18 protein-coding genes are annotated in these 16,939 nt (G+C 67.3%); 5 read left to right on the top strand and 13 right to left on the bottom strand.

From position 1 onward, the window contains the following. Window positions 1-277 precede the first annotated feature (277 nt). From QRO91_RS17760 to QRO91_RS17720, 9 genes are all read right to left on the bottom strand, one after another. Window positions 278-814, bottom strand: a complete 537-nt coding sequence (locus QRO91_RS17760) for a cytochrome b (RefSeq protein ID WP_197619910.1) — start codon at window positions 812-814, stop codon at window positions 278-280. Beyond that, window positions 811-1,914, bottom strand: coding sequence for a catalase family peroxidase (locus QRO91_RS17755; protein ID WP_049429636.1), 1,104 nt, complete (start codon window positions 1,912-1,914; stop codon window positions 811-813). The genes QRO91_RS17760 and QRO91_RS17755 overlap by 4 nt, the downstream gene beginning before the upstream one ends. A 322-nt stretch (window positions 1,915-2,236) precedes the next feature. Further along, on the bottom strand, window positions 2,237-3,604 hold the full coding sequence (locus QRO91_RS17750; protein WP_049429637.1) for a M17 family metallopeptidase: 1,368 nt from the start codon (window positions 3,602-3,604) through the stop codon (window positions 2,237-2,239). 3 nt (window positions 3,605-3,607) lie between these two features. Then, window positions 3,608-4,327, bottom strand: coding sequence for an HAD family hydrolase (locus QRO91_RS17745; protein WP_049429638.1), 720 nt, complete (start codon window positions 4,325-4,327; stop codon window positions 3,608-3,610). Between the two features lie 138 nt (window positions 4,328-4,465). After that, complete coding sequence (locus tag QRO91_RS17740) at window positions 4,466-5,575, bottom strand: AI-2E family transporter (RefSeq protein WP_049429639.1); 1,110 nt, start codon at window positions 5,573-5,575, stop codon at window positions 4,466-4,468. 67 nt (window positions 5,576-5,642) lie between these two features. Next, the gene (locus QRO91_RS17735; RefSeq protein ID WP_049429640.1) at window positions 5,643-6,098 is read right to left on the bottom strand and encodes a hypothetical protein; all 456 of its coding nucleotides are present in this window, start codon (window positions 6,096-6,098) and stop codon (window positions 5,643-5,645) included. Next, the gene (locus QRO91_RS17730; RefSeq protein WP_049429641.1) at window positions 6,095-6,565 is read right to left on the bottom strand and encodes a phage holin family protein; all 471 of its coding nucleotides are present in this window, start codon (window positions 6,563-6,565) and stop codon (window positions 6,095-6,097) included. Before QRO91_RS17730 ends, QRO91_RS17735 begins: the two co-directional genes overlap by 4 nt. 8 nt (window positions 6,566-6,573) lie before the next feature. After that, the gene (locus QRO91_RS17725) at window positions 6,574-6,939 is read right to left on the bottom strand and encodes a hypothetical protein (RefSeq protein WP_004153835.1); all 366 of its coding nucleotides are present in this window, start codon (window positions 6,937-6,939) and stop codon (window positions 6,574-6,576) included. Between the two features lie 100 nt (window positions 6,940-7,039). Continuing rightward, a complete protein-coding gene (locus QRO91_RS17720; protein WP_049429642.1) occupies window positions 7,040-8,473 on the bottom strand; it encodes a Do family serine endopeptidase in 1,434 nt (477 codons plus the stop codon). 491 nt (window positions 8,474-8,964) lie between these two features. Between QRO91_RS17720 and QRO91_RS17715 the strand changes: the two genes are divergently transcribed. Further along, complete coding sequence (locus tag QRO91_RS17715; protein WP_049429643.1) at window positions 8,965-9,846, top strand: hypothetical protein; 882 nt, start codon at window positions 8,965-8,967, stop codon at window positions 9,844-9,846. Between the two features lie 106 nt (window positions 9,847-9,952). Continuing rightward, window positions 9,953-10,645: a hypothetical protein gene (locus tag QRO91_RS17710; protein ID WP_049429644.1), complete on the top strand. Its 693-nt coding sequence runs from the start codon at window positions 9,953-9,955 to the stop codon at window positions 10,643-10,645. Window positions 10,646-10,660: 15 nt separating this feature from the next. On the opposite strand, the gene QRO91_RS17705 is transcribed toward QRO91_RS17710, so the two are convergent. Together QRO91_RS17705 and QRO91_RS17700 are read right to left on the bottom strand one after the other, a co-directional pair. Continuing rightward, complete coding sequence (locus tag QRO91_RS17705) at window positions 10,661-11,020, bottom strand: DUF1428 domain-containing protein (RefSeq protein WP_049429645.1); 360 nt, start codon at window positions 11,018-11,020, stop codon at window positions 10,661-10,663. A 91-nt stretch (window positions 11,021-11,111) separates the two neighbouring features. Then, entirely contained in the window at window positions 11,112-13,514 is a 2,403-nt protein-coding gene (locus QRO91_RS17700) for a DPP IV N-terminal domain-containing protein (protein ID WP_197619911.1), read from the bottom strand. 210 nt (window positions 13,515-13,724) lie between these two features. Here QRO91_RS17700 and QRO91_RS17695 point away from each other — a divergent pair, with 210 nt between their 5' ends. Together QRO91_RS17695 and QRO91_RS17690 are read left to right on the top strand one after the other, a co-directional pair. Continuing rightward, window positions 13,725-14,297 carry an Ax21 family protein gene (locus tag QRO91_RS17695; RefSeq protein ID WP_032130335.1) on the top strand — a complete coding sequence of 191 codons (573 nt, stop codon included), beginning with the start codon at window positions 13,725-13,727 and terminating at the stop codon, window positions 14,295-14,297. A 190-nt stretch (window positions 14,298-14,487) separates the two neighbouring features. Then, the gene (locus tag QRO91_RS17690) at window positions 14,488-15,159 is read left to right on the top strand and encodes a response regulator transcription factor (protein WP_197619912.1); all 672 of its coding nucleotides are present in this window, start codon (window positions 14,488-14,490) and stop codon (window positions 15,157-15,159) included. 7 nt (window positions 15,160-15,166) lie between these two features. Here QRO91_RS17690 and QRO91_RS17685 read toward each other — a convergent pair whose 3' ends face one another. Beyond that, window positions 15,167-15,556, bottom strand: a complete 390-nt coding sequence (locus tag QRO91_RS17685; protein ID WP_049429648.1) for a DUF6165 family protein — start codon at window positions 15,554-15,556, stop codon at window positions 15,167-15,169. A 178-nt stretch (window positions 15,557-15,734) separates the two neighbouring features. On the opposite strand from QRO91_RS17685, the gene QRO91_RS17680 reads away from it, so the two are divergent. Further along, window positions 15,735-16,433 carry a TorF family putative porin gene (locus tag QRO91_RS17680; protein WP_049429649.1) on the top strand — a complete coding sequence of 233 codons (699 nt, stop codon included), beginning with the start codon at window positions 15,735-15,737 and terminating at the stop codon, window positions 16,431-16,433. Here QRO91_RS17680 and QRO91_RS17675 read toward each other — a convergent pair. Beyond that, window positions 16,430-16,765 (bottom strand): MFS transporter, encoded by a 336-nt coding sequence (locus QRO91_RS17675; protein ID WP_336621521.1) that lies wholly within the window; start codon window positions 16,763-16,765, stop codon window positions 16,430-16,432. The two genes, QRO91_RS17680 and QRO91_RS17675, sit on opposite strands and share 4 nt — an antisense overlap. Between the last annotated feature and the right edge of the window lie 174 nt (window positions 16,766-16,939).

Below are 16,939 nucleotides of genomic sequence, written 5' to 3'. Positions count from 1 at the left end.
ATGCGTGGATGCTGTTGCCATTGATCTTGACCTTCAAGTCCGCCTTGAGCGAGCCGAGCACCGCAGGTCCGGCGAGGGCGAAGAGGCGCGGGTGTCTGAGCGCAGCGAGTTCCCGCGCCGTCCCTCGACGGATCGAGGAGCGCAGGGCACCGGCGTGCGAAGCACGTCGGCTCGCGGCCGGCGGAGCGTTTCTTTGGTTACTTTCTTTGCGCGCAAAGAAAGTGACACCCCTCCGCAGTCGCGGAAACGATCCGCCGGGAACTCCCGGCGAGCCCCTTCAATCCTTCCCGCGCGCCATCGCCTGGAACACCCCATCGCGCCGCACCCACAGGTGGAACAGCGCTGCACCCACGTGCATCAGCACCGTGGCGAACAACACATATGCCAGCAGGCTGTGCGCATTGCGCAACGCGGCGTACAGCGCCGGGGTGTGCGGCACGATCGGCGGCAGGTGCAGGCCTCCCCACAGCACGATCGGGTAACCGCCCGCCGACAGCATCGCCCAGCCGATCAAGGGCATCGCCAGCATCAGCGAATACAGCATCCAGTGCGAGGCCTTGGCCGCCATCACCTGCCACACCGGCAGGTCGGCCGGCAGTGGCGGCGGGCGATGGCGCAGCCGGTTGTACAGGCGAAGCAGCACCAGCAACAGGATCGCGATGCCCAGCGGGCGGTGCAGGTCGATCAGCACGGGACGCAGATGCAGCGAGGCGACCATGGTCACGCCGATGAACAGCATGGCGATGATCATCAGCGCCATGGTCCAGTGCAGCACCCGCGCCAGCAGGTTGAAGTGGCCGTTGTGGGTGTTCATCGCGCGGCCTCCTTCGGTTGCTCGACATTGCCGCTGGCGCGCTCGCGTTCGCGACGGTTGAAGGATTGCGAATAAACGGCCGAACGCGCAGCCAGGATCGGATCGTCACTGCCGCGCACGCCGCTGGGCAGGATCAGCGGATCGAAGTTGATCTGGCCGCAGGCGCCTTCCTCCTGCGACTGCATGCGGTCCAGGCTGAGTACGCCGGCCACCACCTCATCGCGCGACGCGGGCCACGGCACCGATGGATCATCGATGGCATCGCCGGGCGCGGCGATGGTCACGACCAGGTTCCAGCGCACCGGGCCGCTGGCCAGGCGCTGTTGCAGTTCCTGGCTGAGGAAATCGACGCTGGCCTGCTTGCGCGTTTCCGCATCCATCTCCACCACTGCCGCCTGCGGCTGCCAGCGCCAGCGCACCGCACGCTTCTGGCCCTGTGCATTGGTGAACCAGAAGCTGTTGACGCTGTTGAAGGTGGTGTCGGCCCAGCTGCTGGTCCACGGTGCGGTCTTGGCCCACTGCTGGAACGCCTGCGCACTGGGGTATTTCGCCAGCACTGCCGCCATCTTCTGTGGGTCCGGCTTGCCGGTGGCCGTGTCGGGAATGGAGGCACGCGTCTGCGCGTAGAACGCCTCGGCGTTGGGCACGGCGAAGAACGGGAAGCTGTTCATCGCCATGCGCCATTCCTGGCCATCATCACTGACCATCTGCACCGCGATGCTGCGGACGCGTGCGGTGTTGTCGGCGCCGTAGGGATCGCCGCCGCCGATCGACAGCCGCCCCATCACCGGCACGCGGCGCTGCGAGAACACCCGTGCACTGGACAGGGTGGGAGCCTGCGCGCTTGGTTCGAACCAGCCGCTCACGCACACGCCTTTGCTGTGCGCACGGCGGAACCCGGGATGAGCCGGGCCGGTGGCTTCGATGGTGTCGGTGAAGCGCTGCGCGGTCAGGCGGCCGCCAATCCATCCGGCCAGCCAGGCGAAGGCCAACGCGACCGCACCCAGGATGAGCGCGATCAGTGCGATCCAGAGCAGGGGTGAATGCTTGCGTGGTGCGCCCGGCGTCTGGCCGGCGCGGGTGTAGCGGAAGAGCGACATGGTCGGAGTCCTGCCTTCACGGAGCGTGTGGGTGGTCGACCCACACATCCTCGCAGAACCCGGCCGCGGCCGAAATTCAATTTTTCGTCAAACTTCCAGCCCTGCCAACGCCCCGGTAGAGTCGACTGTCAGTCGACTCGCGCGCGCAGCGCGGGGTTTTCACGGCCGGTTCCAATTGAAGAGCAGTCGGTTTGAAGAGCAGCCGGATCCAAGAGCAGTCGGATCCAAGAGCAGTCGACTAACAGTCGACTCTACCGTGCCCATGCCTGCCCCGGCGGTCGGGTCGGGTACGGCGTGCCGACCAAGGTCGGCACCCACCCGATCAGCTGTAACGCGCCTTCAGCATCGCCCATGCCGAGCGCAGCGCCAGCGCTTCGCCACCGGCGGGACGGCCCGGGCGTTCGCCGTCGTTCCAGGCATACACGTCCAGGTGCGCCCAGCGCTGGCCGTCTTCCAGGAAGCGTTCCAGGTACAGCGCGGCGGTGACCGAGCCGGCCATGCGCGAACCGGCGTTGGCCAGATCGGCGATGCCGCTGCTCAGGTAGCGCAGGTAGGGGCGCCACAGTGGCATGCGCCAGACCGGGTCGCGGGTTGCATCACCGGCCTGCAGCCACTGCTGGGCCACCGTGTCGTCGTTGCTGAACAGTGCCGGCAGGTCCGGGCCCAGTGCGATGCGCGCGGCACCGGTGAGGGTGGCGAAGTCCAGCACCAGGTCCGGCTTCTGCTCGCCGGCGAAGGTCAGCGCGTCGCACAGGATCACGCGGCCCTCGGCGTCGGTGTTGTCAATCTCCACGCTCAGGCCCTTGCGGGTAGCGATCACTTCGCCTGGACGGAACGCATCCGGACCGATCGCGTTTTCCACCGCCGGCACCAGCAGGATCAGGCGCACCGGCAGCCCGCGCGCCATCACCAGGCCGGCCAGGGCCAGCGCGTGTGCGGCGCCGCCCATGTCCTTCTTCATGTTGCGCATGCCGTCGGCGGGCTTGATGTCCAGGCCGCCGGTATCGAAGCACACGCCCTTGCCGACCAGCACCAGCGCCGGATCGGTGTCCTTGCCCCAGCGCAGCACGACCAGGCGTGGCGCACGGTGCGAAGCGCGACCCACGGCGTGGATGGCCGGGAAGTTCTGCTTCAGCAGCTCATCGCCGGTGATCGCCTCGACCTGCGCGCCATGTGCATCGGCCAGGGCGCGTGCGGCGTCTTCCAGCTGCTGCGGGCCCATGTCTTCGGTCGGGGTGTTGACCCAGTCGCGCACGCGCAGGCTGGCGGCGATCAGGTCGGCCACTTCGCCGGACGGTGCAGCCACCAGCTGCGCCGGTGCGCGGTTGCGCTTGCGGTAGCGGTCGAAGCGGTAGCTGCCCAGGCCCCAGCCCAGCTGCAGCAGCGCCAGTTCGGCGGCCGGCAGTTCATTGGCCAGCTGCCAGACGCTGCCTTCGGGCAGCGCGTGCGGCGCATGCGCATAGCTGTAGGCATCGCCACGATCACCCACGCCCATCACGGCACCGGCCAGGCCATCGGTGCCCGGCAGCAGCGCCACGCTGTGGGCGCCGGCGTTGAAGCCCTGCGATGCCAGCCATGCCTGGGTGGCAGCCGGCTGGCCGTCCTTCCACGCGGCGAACTGCTCGCGGTCCAGCACGTACAACGGCAGCGCCGCGGCGGTGTCGGCGGTGAAACCAGTGATCTCGCTCATGCGTCAGATACTCCGGGGTGCGGCGGCGTCGAGGTTGGCGTCCAACCAGTCGGCCAGGCCGGTAAGGGTGTCGAACTGCAGGTCCGGCTGCAGTTGCGGATGGGTCCAGGTGGCAGCCTCGCGGTTGATCCAGCAGCCGCGCAGGCCGGCGGCAATCGCTCCGGCCACGTCCATCTCGGCGTGGTCGCCGACGTGCAGTACCTGGGCCGGCGCCACACCCAGACGGGTGCAGGCGGCGTGGAAGATGCTGGCCTCGGGCTTGGCCGCGCCGTGTTCGCGCGAACCCAGCTGGAAGACGAAATGATGGGCCAGGCCGATCCGTTCCAGGTCGGCATTGCCGTTGCTCAACGCCGCTACCGGCACCCGCGCGGCGATACGCGCCAGCGCGTCGATTGCATCCGGGTAGCACTCGACCTGGTTGCGCGCGGCGTAGAACACCTCATACGCCGGTTCCAGCAGATCGAGGCTGGCGCCACTGGTGTGCAGCGCTTCGTGCAGGGTCAGCCGGCGCAGTGCGCTCAGGTCGTGGTGGAGGTGCGGATGGGCGTGGTACAGCCGCTCGCGCAGTTTGCGCATCGCCGCCACCGGATACATCGCAGCGGTGGCCGGGCTGTGTTCGCGCATCCACGCGTGCAGGACCTGTTCGATGCGGGCGCCGATCGGAGCGAACGGCCACAGCGTGTCGTCAAGGTCGAGGGTGATGGCTTGGACGGGGAAATTCACCCCGCCATTCTACCTGCCCGCGCGGCCTTTCATGCGGCGCGGCGGGCGGGGCAGCCGGGTTCGGGGCGGCGCAGGTTGCCTGCCAGTTATGCCCTTGCTCCTGTTCCTGTGGCCTGCGTTACCTGTCTTCAGGCCGGCTCATTCCAGCAGCCTTGCCCAGCCCTGCATGCCGTCCAGCCGCGCCAGCACCAGCTTGATGCAGACCAGCAGCGGCACCGCCAGCAGCAGCCCGATCATGCCCCAGGCCCAGCCGAACACCATCAGTGCCAGGATCAGCACCAGCGGCGACAGCTTCATGCGACGGCCCAGCACGATCGGGGTCACCATCTGCCCTTCCAGGGTGTGCAGGGCCAGGTAGGCGGCGGCCGGCAGCAGTGCCTGCAGCGGGTCGCGGAACTCGACGAAGCCCATCAGCAGCATCAGCGCCACGCCGATCAGCGGGCCCACGTAGGGGGCGAAATTCAGCAGTGCGGCCACCGTGCCCCACAGCAACGCCTCCTGCAGGCCGATGCCGAACAGCATCAGCACGCCAGCGAACACCAACCCGACCAGCGTATTGATAACGCTGATGGTCAGCACATAGCGCGAGACCTCGCGCTCGATCGAACGCAGGATGTCACTGGTGAATCGCTGCTGCTGGCGGTTCGGGAACAGGGCGATGGCCGCGCGCTGCAGGCTCTGCCCATAGATCATGAAGAACAGCGTGAGCAGCACCACCGCCAGCACCGAGGCGGCCAGACGTGGCGCGCGGGTCAGCATGCGGTAGGGGTCGTCCATCTGGGTGCGGATCACCTGCACCTTGTGGTTGCTGTCACCGCCGGCCACGCGGGCGAAGTTCTCCGCCGCCTGGTTGGCCTGCTGCACCGGCTTGGTCAGGTCCTGCACCTGGCGCGCCACCTTGCGCAGCTGCTGCGGCGCTTCCTGTGCCCAGTCCATGGCCGGACCGATCAGCTGCACCGCCAGCGAACCGGTCACGCCCAGGCCGGCGCCGAGGATCAGCAGTGCGCCCAGCGCACGCGGAATCCACAGTTTCTGCAGCAGGCGCAGGATCGGATTGCCGACCAGCGCGAAGAACACCGCCAGCAGCACCGGCAGGATGATGTCCTGCGCGGCCCACAGCGTGTAGCCCACCGCCAGGGTCGCCAGCACCACCAGCGACATCGGCCCGCGCGGACGCGACGGCGCGGGCAGCGGTGCGTCGGGCTGCTCGGGACCGGCCGGTGACGGGGACAGGGGGGACTCGCTCATCGACGCATCAACCGGAAAGGGGAGCGCATTATCCGCCGGCCGCGATCGGCGCGGCGGATTACACGCATCAACGTTCGGACAGCTCGGTGGCCGCTTCGGCCGGCCGCGGTTCGCGCAGTTCCGGTTCGGGCACGGGCCGCGCTGCCGGCGCAGGTCGCTCGGCGGTCGCCGACGTTGCCGCCTGTGCCTGTTCGCTGGCCTCGTCGGCTTCCTCGGCCGCGTCGTCGGCAGTGGCCGCGGCCTGCGCCGCCATCGCCGTGGCAAATGCCGCCTGTGCGCTGGCAAAGAGGTTCGAGACCGAACCGACCATCTGCAGCCAGCGGGCACCATTGACCTTGCCCGGCACTTCCAGCTTGCCGGCGATGAAGCCACCGGCCAGGCCGACCACCACGATGCGCAGCGGCGACCACCCCTGTCGCCAGACCTGGCTGAGCGTGGACCAGTGGTCCTGGGTCTCGCCCAGGCGCACGGTCACCACCTGTTCGCAGCGTTTCACCCGCCGCTGCAGCGCACCGAACTTCATGGCTTGCCCTCGGGCAGCTGCACGCCGGCATCGGGGTCGTCTTCGCTGGGCTCGTCGAACAGGCCCAGGCGTGACAGCTGGCGCCGGGTGGCATGCATGCCGGTGTGGTGGAAGAAGTACGACACCCGCCAGATCGCATAGCCGGTGATGGCCAGGCTCAGCAGCGAGGTAATCAGCAGGGCCTGCAGCCAACTCAGGCCCCAGCTCTCCAGCAGTGCGATGAGGGTGGCGGCCATCAGCAGCCACGCCGAGGCACCAAATACGATCGCCACGCCGGCCCAGGCCAGCGCACGACCGAACGCACTGCGGGCCAGCGCGAAGTCGGCCGAAGCCAACCGGCGCAGCGAGCGCACGGTGTGCTTGGCCGAATCGGCAGCGGCACGACCGGCCGCGCCGACCTGGCGGATGCTCTCATCCAGCGGCGGGGTGGCCGCCGGATCAGGCGCTTGCGTGTTGTTTTCGCTCACGCTGCGGCTTACTTGTCGCTGCTGCCGCGGGCCAGCTTGGCGATGATCCAGCCGGCTGCGAAGGCGACGCCGAACGAGGCCAGCGGACGTTCGCGGATCAGTTCGGCGGCGCTGTCGATCAGGTCCTTGCCCTTGTCCATCAGCGCATCGACCTGTTCCTTGGCGGCGGCACCGCCGAACTCGGCGGCGGCCAGGCCGGACAGTGCGCTGTCGGACAATTCAGCCTTGACGTTGGCCTTGCCGATGCGAAGCTCGTCGGTCGCTGCACCGGTTGCACCCTTGATCGCACCGCCGGCGGCCGTAGCGGCCTGCTTCAGGTGGGAACCGGCTTCACCCAGGTGTTCCTTCAGGTTCTCGGTATTGGTGGGGCTCATCGAATCACTCCTGTTGCGATGGGGGAACGGGGTCGGCGGTGCCGACCTGGACTGACAGCAATAGCATTGCCGGGGTATAGGGGGTGTTACGGCAGGGCGATCAGCGCATCACGAGCTGGCCCTGCTGCTGGCCATTGTTGCGCAGCACGCGCAGCACCAGCGTCGGCGGGCGCTGCTGGAAGTTGGCACGCCAGCTGGCCAGGTCGGCGAATTCACCCACGGTGGCATCGGTGATGATGTCGCCCTGCTGCAGGCCGTTGCTGGCGGCGCGGCTGCCCCGCTTGACCTCGCTGACCAGCACGCCGCTGGCGCCTGACTGGCGCAGCGACTCGGGCAGGTCGACAAAGGTGGCCCCACCCAGGCGCGGGTCCAGGCTGTCGCCGGTGACCGCGCGTGCCTGTTCCTTCAGTGTCGCCTTGATCTGCAGCGGCTTGCCTTCGCGGCGTACGTCCAGCGTCAACGGGCTGCCGACCGCCGCCAGGCCTTCCACGTTGTGCAGGGCTTCGGCGCTGTCCACGCGCTGGCCATTGGCCGACACCACCACGTCGCCCGGCTTCAGGCCGGCCGCGGCGGCGGCCGAACCGGCCAGCACGCGGGTGATCAGCGCACCGCGGGTTTCGCCCAGGCCCAGGCCCTGCGCGATCTGTGCGGTCAGGTTCTGGCTTTCCACGCCCAGCGTGCCGCGTACCACCACGCCGTGCTTGACCAGCTGGTCGACCACGCTGCGCGCCAGGTTCGAGGGAATCGCCAGGCCCAGGCCGATGTTGCCGGCCATGCTGCCCTGCGGGTTGAAGCTGGCCGTGTTGATGCCGACCAGCTGGCCCTGCAGGTCGACCAGCGCGCCACCCGAGTTGCCCGGGTTGATCGACGCGTCGGTCTGGATGAAGTTCTGGTAGCCCAGCCCGCGGATGCCGCTGCGGCCCACCGCCGAGACGATGCCGGAGGTGACCGTCTGGCTGAAGCCGAACGGATTGCCGATGGCCACCACGAAGTCGCCCACCCGCAGCTGGTCGCTGTTGCCGAGCTTGATGTCGGTCAGGTTCTGCGCCGGGATGCGGATCAGCGCGATGTCGGTGTCGCGGTCGGAGCCGAGGAACTCCGCCTTGACCGTACGCCCATCGGCCAACGTCACCTGAACGTCATCGGCGTTGTCGATGACATGGTGGTTGGTCAGCACCAGGCCCTCCTTGGCGTCGATGATGACGCCCGAGCCCAGCGATTCGTTGATGCGTTCCTGCGGGATGTCCGGGAACAGGCGCCGGAAGAACGGGTCGTTGAAGAAGGGGTTGCGCACGCGAACCACCTGCTTGGTGTTGACGCTGACCACCGCCGGCATCGCCTTCTCCAGCATGGGTGCCAGTGACGGCACCTGCTGCCCGGCCACTGCAGCCGGCAGAGCCGCCATGGTCGGTACCACCGCCGGAAGCGGTGCGGCATCGGCACGGTTGTCCAGGTGGGCGTTGATGCCGGTGGCAACGAAGCCACCGAAGGCGGCGGCGATTGCGAGCGTGAGCAGGGTAGGTAGCGGTCGCATGGGAGTCGGTTCGCTGGCGGGAAGGGGGGGCGGTTCGTCTCTACGGTAAAACAAGCTGAATGAGTGTGTCGCGATCTGGATAAATGCGCCATGAAAAACAGGTATGCGAACGGTGCGTCGAGAGCCGGGCACCTGACCCGCGGCGACACCCATCGAGATGATCAGGACACCTCCGAGAGCCACCCTTCGCCGCGCGGACGCAGTCGGATACTTGCGCAGTTCCGCGCAGGGAGGTGCCGCACTGCGCCACAACGCATGCCTGCCGTTGCACGTGCGCAGGTGCGCGCAGCGGCGACGATCAACCCGGTGGGCGGCGGCGCACAGTCCTTAAAAAAAGGGGTTTCCTGAAAACCTGCCGCAACGCGAGGGGGGGTCGACTACACCATTGTCGTCGCAGCAGATGCGATTGCTGGCGCATCACCCGTTCCACGATCGTCAATGTCGGTATAGCATCGCCCCGTTTTGATACTTAAGGCCCCCAGGAGGGCAACATGAGCAACGGTAATGGTGTGTCGGTCGTGACCGACGCCGTCGAGAACGTCAAAGAAACCGCCACCAACGTTGGCGAGACCATCGCCCACGCTGCCGAAGACGCAGTGAAGTCGGTCAAGAAGACCGTCAAGCGCGCCACCAAGGCTGCCGGTACCCGCGTTGCCAAGGCCAAGAAGGCCGTGGCCAAGGTCGAGAAGACCGTTGCCAAGAAGGCCGAGAAGGCTGCCAAGTCGGTCGGCAAGACCGTTGCCAAGGCCAAGCAGAAGCTGGAAGCGGCCAAGAAGAACGCCAAGGCCGAAGCCGCTGCCCTGAAGAAGGAAGTGGCCAAGAAGAAGGCGGCTGCCGGCAAGACCGTGACCAAGAAGGCTGCTGCTGCCAAGAAGACCACCAAGGCTGCCGGCAAGAAGGTCGCCACCGTGAAAAAGGCCGCCACCAAGAAGGCTGCCGTCGCCAAGAAGACCGTTGCCAAGAAGACCGCGGCCGCCAAGAAGGTGGTCGGCAAGAAGGTCGCCACCGCCAAGAAGGCTGTGGCCAAGAAGACCGTCGCCGCCAAGAAGGTCGCCGGCAAGAAGGCCGTGGCTGCGAAGAAGGTTGTCGGCAAGAAGGTTGCCGCCACCAAGAAGGTCGCCACCAAGAAGACCGCCGCTGCCAAGAAGGTTGTTGGCAAGAAGGTTGCTGCCACCAAGAAGGTTGCCACCAGGAAGACCGCTGCTGCCAAGAAGGTTGTCGGCAAGAAGGCCGCCGTTGCCAAGAAGGCAGTTGGCAAGAAGGTTGCCGCCACCCGCAAGACTGTCGCCAAGAAGGCTGCGCCGCTGAAGAAGGTCGCCGCCAAGAAGGCTCCGGCCAAGAAGGCCGTGCGCAAGGTCGCCAAGCGCAAGTAATCGCGCCGTGACCGAAGGCCCTGCCACCCCCCGGGTGGTGGGGCCTTTCGCGTTTCTGGGACGCGGTCTGGGGCAAGATGCAGGTTCTTCCGCCGGAGCCCCGGGCATGCGTGGTATCGACTTCAGTTCCTGGCAGGGCGTGCTGTCCACGTTGGCCGGCCTGGTCCTGATCACCCTGCTGGGCGTGGGCATCCGCCTGCTGGTGATGCAGACCCTGCAGCAGCGCCGCGAGCGCGAGAACCGGCAGATCAACGAACGGCTGCGCACGCTGATGGCGGCCTACAAGACCCTGGGCGGTTCGTTCACCGGCGAACTGGGTGTGGATCCCAGCCATCGCCGTGACCTGCGCCAGCGCGAAGATGCCGAGGGCATCGCCGAGCCCCGCTCGGATCGCGCGCGCCGCATCCGTGATGCCGTCGAGGCCGCGTTGTCGGACATCCTGTTGCTGGGCACCGACGAACAGGTGCGGTTGGCCGCGCGCGCTGCCAACGAACTGGCACAGGGGCGGCCGGTGCACACCCACGAACTGGTGGTCTCGCTGCGCGACTTCGTGCGCGAGGCGCTGGATCTGGCGCCGATTCCGGCCGACCTGCAGATTCCACCGCAGGGGCCGACCCGGCCCGGTGCCAGTGGTGGCGGCAAGGGCCGCAACGACGGCGATGCCAAGGGCGGTCGTGCGGGTGGTGGTGGAAGTGGCGGTGGCGGAGTGGGAGCCGGCATGGGCGGCGTGGGCCTCGGCGCCGGCGCCGCCCTGGGCGCCGGCCATGCCTCCGCCAGCGAAGAAACGGACGCGCGCTGAGCACGTCCGCCCGGTTCAGCGGGTCAGTTCGTAGATCGGCACGAAGCCGCCGTAGATCATCCGCGCGCCGTCGAACGGCATCGGATTCCTCGCAGGATCAAACCGCGGGTCTTCCATCATCTTCTTCATGCCGGCGTCGCGGGTCGGCTTGTCCGGCCATTCGATCCACGAAAACACCACCGTCTCGTCTGGCGTGGCTTTCACTGCGCCGAAGAAGTCGGTGGTCTTGCCGTGCGGCACGTCGTCTCCCCAGCACTCGACCACGCGCAGCGCGCCGTATTCGATGAAGACGGGATCCCCTGTGCGTGCGTGGGCGAGGAACTTCTCCTTGTTGGCGGTGGGCACCGCCAGGACGAAACCATCGATGTAGCTCATTGCCTGCCTCCGGATGGACCGTGCCGCATGCACGGCCTTCAAGTACCCGACGAACCAGGGCGTCGTGGATCGACATCCTGTGTGCGCCTGTTCAGCCCGGACCGCCGGGCAGCGGCGCCAGCACCGTATCCGGTGGCTGCTGGCCGGCCAGGTGGCGCACGAAGTAGTCCCACATGCGGTGCGTGTAGGTGGCGTCGTTGCGGAACAGTTCGTGGTCCTGCCGGGCCAGGTACAGCAGGTCGTAGCTGCGCTGGGCCTTGTTCAGGGCGGCGGCCAGCTGCAGGGTCAGCGCCGGTGGCGCGTTCTCGTCCAGTTCGCCATAGACCAGCAGCAGATGCCCGCGCAGGTTGCCGGCCAGTGCCGCATTGTCGAGCCCGGCAAAGGGCGCCGGCACGCCATCCGCCATGGCCGTAGCTGGCAGCACGCCACCGAACAGCCGGTCCATGCCGTGCAGGGCGCCGCCGTAGATGCCCTGGAAATTGTGGCTGCCGGCCGAGGCCACGCCTACCTTGTAGAACGCCGGATAGCGCAGCAGGGCGCGCGCTGCGCTGTAGCCGCCGAACGAATGCCCATAGATGCCGACCCGCTGCAGGTCGATGCCCGGGTAGCGTTCGCCCAGCTGGCGCAGCGCAGCCACATGGTCATCCAGCTGCACATCGGCGGCGCGCAGGAAGCTGCTGTCATGGAATGCCTTGTCGCGGCCACCGGTGCCACGCGCATCGATGCTGACCACCATGAAGCCGAGTTCGGCCAGGCTGGCGCGTGCCACCGGGTTCAAGGCAGACACCGCCTCGGCGTAGGTCACCGGTGCATTGCTGATGAAGGAACCACCGTACATCGCGTCGATCACCGGGAAGCTGCCGTCATCGCGATAGTCACGGGGCAGGTAGACGGTGGCGAAGATCGGCGTGCGCCCATCGGCGGCCAGCAGCCGCTCGCGCCGTGGTGGGCGCCAACCGGCAGCAACGATCGCGCTGTCATCGGCTGTTTCCAGCACCATCACTTCACGGCCGTCATCGCTGGCCCGCAGCACGGTGCGTGGTGGCTGGTCGAGACGGGAAACGGTATCCACCAGATAGCCGCCGCCCGGCGACAGCGCCTGCGGCGCGCGTGCCCCGAACAGCGCGCCGGTACCGGCATCGGCCATGTGGTCGTTGCCATCGGCGGCCAGGCGCTGGATCGGACCGCCCTGCAGCGATACCCGGTACAGGCCTCGCACGTAGGGGTCGCCACCGTCGACGCCACCGGCGCTGAAGTACGCCCAGCCACCCCCAGCGTCCACACCCAGCAGGTCACGCACCACCCATTTGCCGCGGGTGAGCTGGCGCAGCACTTTGCCGTCGGACAGGCGCACCCGGTACAGATGGCCCCAGCCATCGCGCTGCGAGAACCACACGGCGGTGTCCTGCCCGGGCAGGATCGCCACCGCTGGTCGGTTGTAGGAATACACGTTGAGCTGCAGGCGAGTGTCGCTGGCTTCTTCCAGAACCGTGCGCAATGCACCGCTGTTGGCATCGATCTCCACCAGGCGCAGCCTGCGCGGCGTGCCGAAGTGCGCGATCACGGCATACAACCGATCACCGTCCCAACCCAGGATGCCGGCCTCGCTGAGCGTGTTCCAGCCCTCGGGCAGCGCGATGTCATGCTGCCTGCCGCTGGGGATATCGATCACATACAGGCTGTCGCGGACCTGCTGTGCATCGCCCAGTACCCCCAGCTTCACGGCATGCACGCGCGGCCGCGCGCTGTGGGTCGGGCTGCTTTCCAGATAGGGATAGTCCTGCAGCGCGCGTTCGTCGTAGCGGATGCCGGCTGCGTAACGGCCATCGGGTGACCAGCTCACCGCGAACGGTCGTGCCGGCATCCGGCCCTGACGGCGTGGAATGCCGCGCAGGGTGAAGTCCGGCAGTACGCCATAGCCATGCCCGGTTTCACCGCCGTGGGTCAGTACCTGCGGCGCCGCTCCAGAGCGCTGCAGCCACAGGTTGTGGTCGCGTACCTGCAGCCAGGCATCACCGCCGGGCGACGGCAGTGCATCAGCCGGCGGCAACGCCTGTTGTGCGGCCGTGCACTGCAGGCGTGGCCATTGGCAGTTGATCTCCGCTTCGCCGTTGAACTGCAGGCGCAGGCCATCATCCAGTACCTGCACGTTGTTCAAGCGCAGGCGTGGCCCGCTGGCACCCAGCGGTGCAACTGCGGCGCCCAGCGCATCGGGTTCGAACAGGATCTGGCGCGTAGCCTGGATTGGATCGACCAGTATCGCCTGGCGCCGGCCCTGTGTGTCTTCGCGTTCGTACCAGAAGCGCCCATCCGCCAGCCAGTGGGGCAGGACCGAAGCATTGCGCAGCGCACCGCGCAGATGACTGTCATGCACGCGTTCGGCGCGCTGGTAGTCAGCCGCCTGCAGCGCGTGCGCAGCATGGATCGGAAACAGGGAAGCGCAGGCCAGGAGGGCGGCGCGAACAGACATCAGCAGCGGATCGGAAACGTGCAAGGCAACCTCCTGATGCAGTCGGCGACGAATCACAAATGCACGCGCGCCGCGCGCGTATGCCAGACGAAGCCTGAATCAAGCCCAAAAATTCAGCAATGCGAAGACGGCTGCTTTCAGGGAGCGTTGTGGCGAATAACGGAGAATTTACATTCCCGATGCGATGGCGCCCTGGCGCTGCTGCACACCATAAGAAAGTAAAGGTGTACCCCCATGAAGAATTCGCTGATTGCTCTGGCCCTGGCCGCTGCCCTGCCGTTCACCGCCTCGGCTGCTGAGAACCTGTCCTACAACTACGCCGAAGCCGACTACGCCAAGACCGACATCGACGCGTTCAAGGCCGACGGCTGGGGCGTGAAGGGTTCGTACGGCTTCCTGCCGAACTTCCACGCGTTCGGTGAGTACAGCCGCCAGGAAATCGACCACACCAACATCAAGCTGGACCAGTGGAAGATCGGCGCCGGCTACAACGTTGAAATCGCTCCGACCACCGACTTCGTTGCCCGCGTTGCTTACCAGAAGCGCGACCAGAAGCACGGCCTGGACTTCAACGGCTACAGCGCTGAAGCTGGTATCCGCACCGCCTTCGGTGCCCACGCCGAAGTCTACGGCATGGTCGGCTACGAAGATTTCTCGAAGAAGCACGGCATCAATCCGGAAGGCCAGTGGTACGGCCGCCTGGGTGGTCAGGTCAAGCTGAACCAGAACTGGGGCCTGAACGGCGAGCTGAAGATGAACCGCGATGGCGACAAGGAATACACCGTCGGCCCGCGTTTCAGCTGGTAATTGCTTCCTCGGCGCGCCTGCGCGCTGAAGATGCCTCGACAGGCCCGGCTCATGCCGGGCCTGTTGCGTATCCGGCCGGGCAAACGCCATCTGACCGAGTCACGCCGGGGCCACGGCATTGCAACGAATTGGATTCCGCACGCGCCAACTCCACCCTAGGGTGGGTGGCCTGTTCTGCAGGAATGCAAAGATGCCCACGTTCCAGTCGCCCCGCGATCCTCCCCGCCGGTTGTTGCTGCTGGATCCGCACCCACTGCTGCGGCATGGCGTACAGGAACTTCTGGCGAAGCAGGCGGGCCTGCGCGTGGAAGGGAGCTTTGGCTGCAGCGGTGACCTGCTGCAACGCCTGAGGCAACAGGAGGCTGCGATCGATCTGCTGCTGGTTGATGCATTGCCGATCGGCGACAGCGGAGAAGGCCTTGAACTGCTGCGCCACGTATCGCTGCACTGGCCGGCAATGCCGATTCTGGTGCTGTCGGCGCACTGTAACGCTGGTGTCGTGGCCAGGGCACTGCAGGCGGGGGCGCGCGGGTTCCTGTCCAAGACCTGCGCCCCACAGATGCTGCTGCGGGCATTGAGCGTGGTGGGCCGTGGTGGACGCTTCGTGCCGCCGGAACTGCGAGCGCAATTGAACCAGTCACGCCGGCAGCGCCAGCAGTCCATGCGTCCACTGCGATTGAGCATGCGCGAACGAATGGTCCTGCAATGGGTGTTGCGTGGGGGCAGTACCGGCGAGATGGCACGCCGCTGCGGTCGTTCGCCCAGCACCATCAGCACGCAGAAGCGCGCGGCCTATCGCAAGCTGGGCATCCGCAACGATAGCGAGCTGTTCCGCTTCCGCCATCTGATCGAAGCGGATTGAGGGGCAACTACTCGCCCTGGTACTGCTTCTCCTCCACCAGCGCCGAACCTGCCACCCGGTTGATCTCGTTCTTCACCTGCACGCGCTCGCCATTGGTGCCATAGACACCGCGTGCCAGCTGGATGAAGGCATCGTCGAACACCTGGGCCGCTTCCTTGTCGCGCAGCTGGTCCTGGATGTCCCACATGCGCTCGTTGATCGCCTTCAGCTGCTGCTTCAGCACGGCCAGCGCCGGCTGTGCCTGCAGCTGCTGCTGCAACAAGGGAAGCAGGCCGTCCAGCTCGGTGCGTACGTTGGCCAGCTTGGCGGCATCATCGATGCGCTCGGCCTTGATCTCGAGAATGGTGATCTTGTCGATCAGCTCGCCGATCGATACCGGAGTCAGGATGGCATCCACGCAGTTGGTCCCTTTGAACAGGGCGCCATGATACCGCGCCGGTGGTGCCCGGCCCCGGTCTGCTGGATTTACGCCGAATTTGCGCTGCGGACCCGGCAGCACCCTCGATCCGTTACGGCCCCTCCTCCGACACTGCCGTCCCGGCGGCCAGACCGCCTTCGACGAGGAAAACAGTGCAGTGAACAGCAAGGGGACAATGGCGGCGGCGGTGGCCGCGCTGGCAGGGCTGCTTGGCATCGGCAGCGCGCAGGCACAGGTGCAGGTGAGCGGCAACATGGCGTTGACCAGCGATTACGTGTGGCGTGGCAGCTCGCAGAGCGATGGCCAGCCGGCCGTACAGGCGGGCGCCAAGGTCACGGTGGGATCGGGCTGGTACGCCAGCGTGTGGGGTTCCAATGTTTCGTTCAAACCGGACAACGGCGCGCGCAGCGAATTCGATCTGGTTGCTGGCTGGTCGGGCGCGCTGGCCACGGACTGGACGCTGGATGCCAACCTGACGCGCTACGTGTATCCAGGCACCGGCCGCGCGCTGGACTGGACCGAACTCAACACCACGCTGACCTGGAAGCAGCGCGCCTGGCTGCAGGTCGCGCACTCCAACGATGCGCTGGCCGGTGGCCATCGTGGTACCTATGCCCAGCTCGGTGTGCGTGTGCCGCTGCACGAGCGCGTCCGTCTGGAAGCGGCGGTGGGCCAGTACTGGCTGGCCACCGCACAGGGACCGGATTACCTGCATGGCCAGCTCAGTGCCATTGCCACGTTGACGCCGGCGTGGGAGCTGCGTGCCACCGTTCACGACACGGACAACGCAGCCAAGCGCCTGTTCCCCGGCAACGCCGGTGGGCGATGGGAGCTGGCGCTGCAGGGCAGCTTCTAGTCGGCCATCGAGGCCTGGCGTGCACGCAGCGCGCCGGGCAGCCACAGCAGCAGCGCCAGCACGGCCACGGCAGCACCGGCCACGCAGACGCCGGTCCAGCCGAAGCGCTGGTAGACCTGCGCCGACAGCAGCGAACCCAGCGAACCGCCGATGAAGTAGCCGGTCATGTAACCGGCATTGAGGCGATTGCGTGCCGCAGGCTGCAGCGCATAGATCAGGTTCTGGTTGCTGACGTGCAGCAGCTGCGCAGCCAGGTCCAGCACCACCACGCCCACCAGCAATGCCAGCAGCGAGTGCGCGGACAGCCCCAGCGGCAGCCACGACAGCAGCAACAGCAGCAGTGGGGGGGGGGGGGGGGGGGGGGGGGGGGGGGGGGGGGGGGGGGGGGGGGGGGGGGGGGGGCGGGGGCCGGGCGGCCGCCCCGGGCCGGGGCGGCGGTGTCGCGGTGGTGGGGGGGGGGGGGGGGGGTGTGGGGGCGCGCACTCCCTTCCCACATACCCCCTAGG

The organism is Stenotrophomonas maltophilia group sp. Smal32, assembly GCF_030237085.1.
In the GTDB taxonomy this organism is placed as follows: domain Bacteria; phylum Pseudomonadota; class Gammaproteobacteria; order Xanthomonadales; family Xanthomonadaceae; genus Stenotrophomonas; species Stenotrophomonas maltophilia_Q.
Note: the sequence above shows the minus strand (reverse complement) of the source record. Positions and strands in the feature narration are given on the sequence as shown.

Coding starts and splice junctions, on each gene's coding strand:
- QRO91_RS17750 (WP_049429637.1), bottom strand. CDS start 3,604: ATGAGCGAGATCACTGGTTTCACCGCCGACACCGCCGCGGCGCTGCCG.
- QRO91_RS17715 (WP_049429643.1), top strand. CDS start 8,965: ATGAGCAACGGTAATGGTGTGTCGGTCGTGACCGACGCCGTCGAGAAC.
- QRO91_RS17690 (WP_197619912.1), top strand. CDS start 14,488: ATGCCCACGTTCCAGTCGCCCCGCGATCCTCCCCGCCGGTTGTTGCTG.
- QRO91_RS17755 (WP_049429636.1), bottom strand. CDS start 1,914: ATGTCGCTCTTCCGCTACACCCGCGCCGGCCAGACGCCGGGCGCACCA.
- QRO91_RS17725 (WP_004153835.1), bottom strand. CDS start 6,939: ATGAGCCCCACCAATACCGAGAACCTGAAGGAACACCTGGGTGAAGCC.
- QRO91_RS17695 (WP_032130335.1), top strand. CDS start 13,725: ATGAAGAATTCGCTGATTGCTCTGGCCCTGGCCGCTGCCCTGCCGTTC.
- QRO91_RS17705 (WP_049429645.1), bottom strand. CDS start 11,020: ATGAGCTACATCGATGGTTTCGTCCTGGCGGTGCCCACCGCCAACAAG.
- QRO91_RS17710 (WP_049429644.1), top strand. CDS start 9,953: ATGCGTGGTATCGACTTCAGTTCCTGGCAGGGCGTGCTGTCCACGTTG.
- QRO91_RS17740 (WP_049429639.1), bottom strand. CDS start 5,575: ATGAGCGAGTCCCCCCTGTCCCCGTCACCGGCCGGTCCCGAGCAGCCC.
- QRO91_RS17735 (WP_049429640.1), bottom strand. CDS start 6,098: ATGAAGTTCGGTGCGCTGCAGCGGCGGGTGAAACGCTGCGAACAGGTG.
- QRO91_RS17760 (WP_197619910.1), bottom strand. CDS start 814: ATGAACACCCACAACGGCCACTTCAACCTGCTGGCGCGGGTGCTGCAC.
- QRO91_RS17720 (WP_049429642.1), bottom strand. CDS start 8,473: ATGCGACCGCTACCTACCCTGCTCACGCTCGCAATCGCCGCCGCCTTC.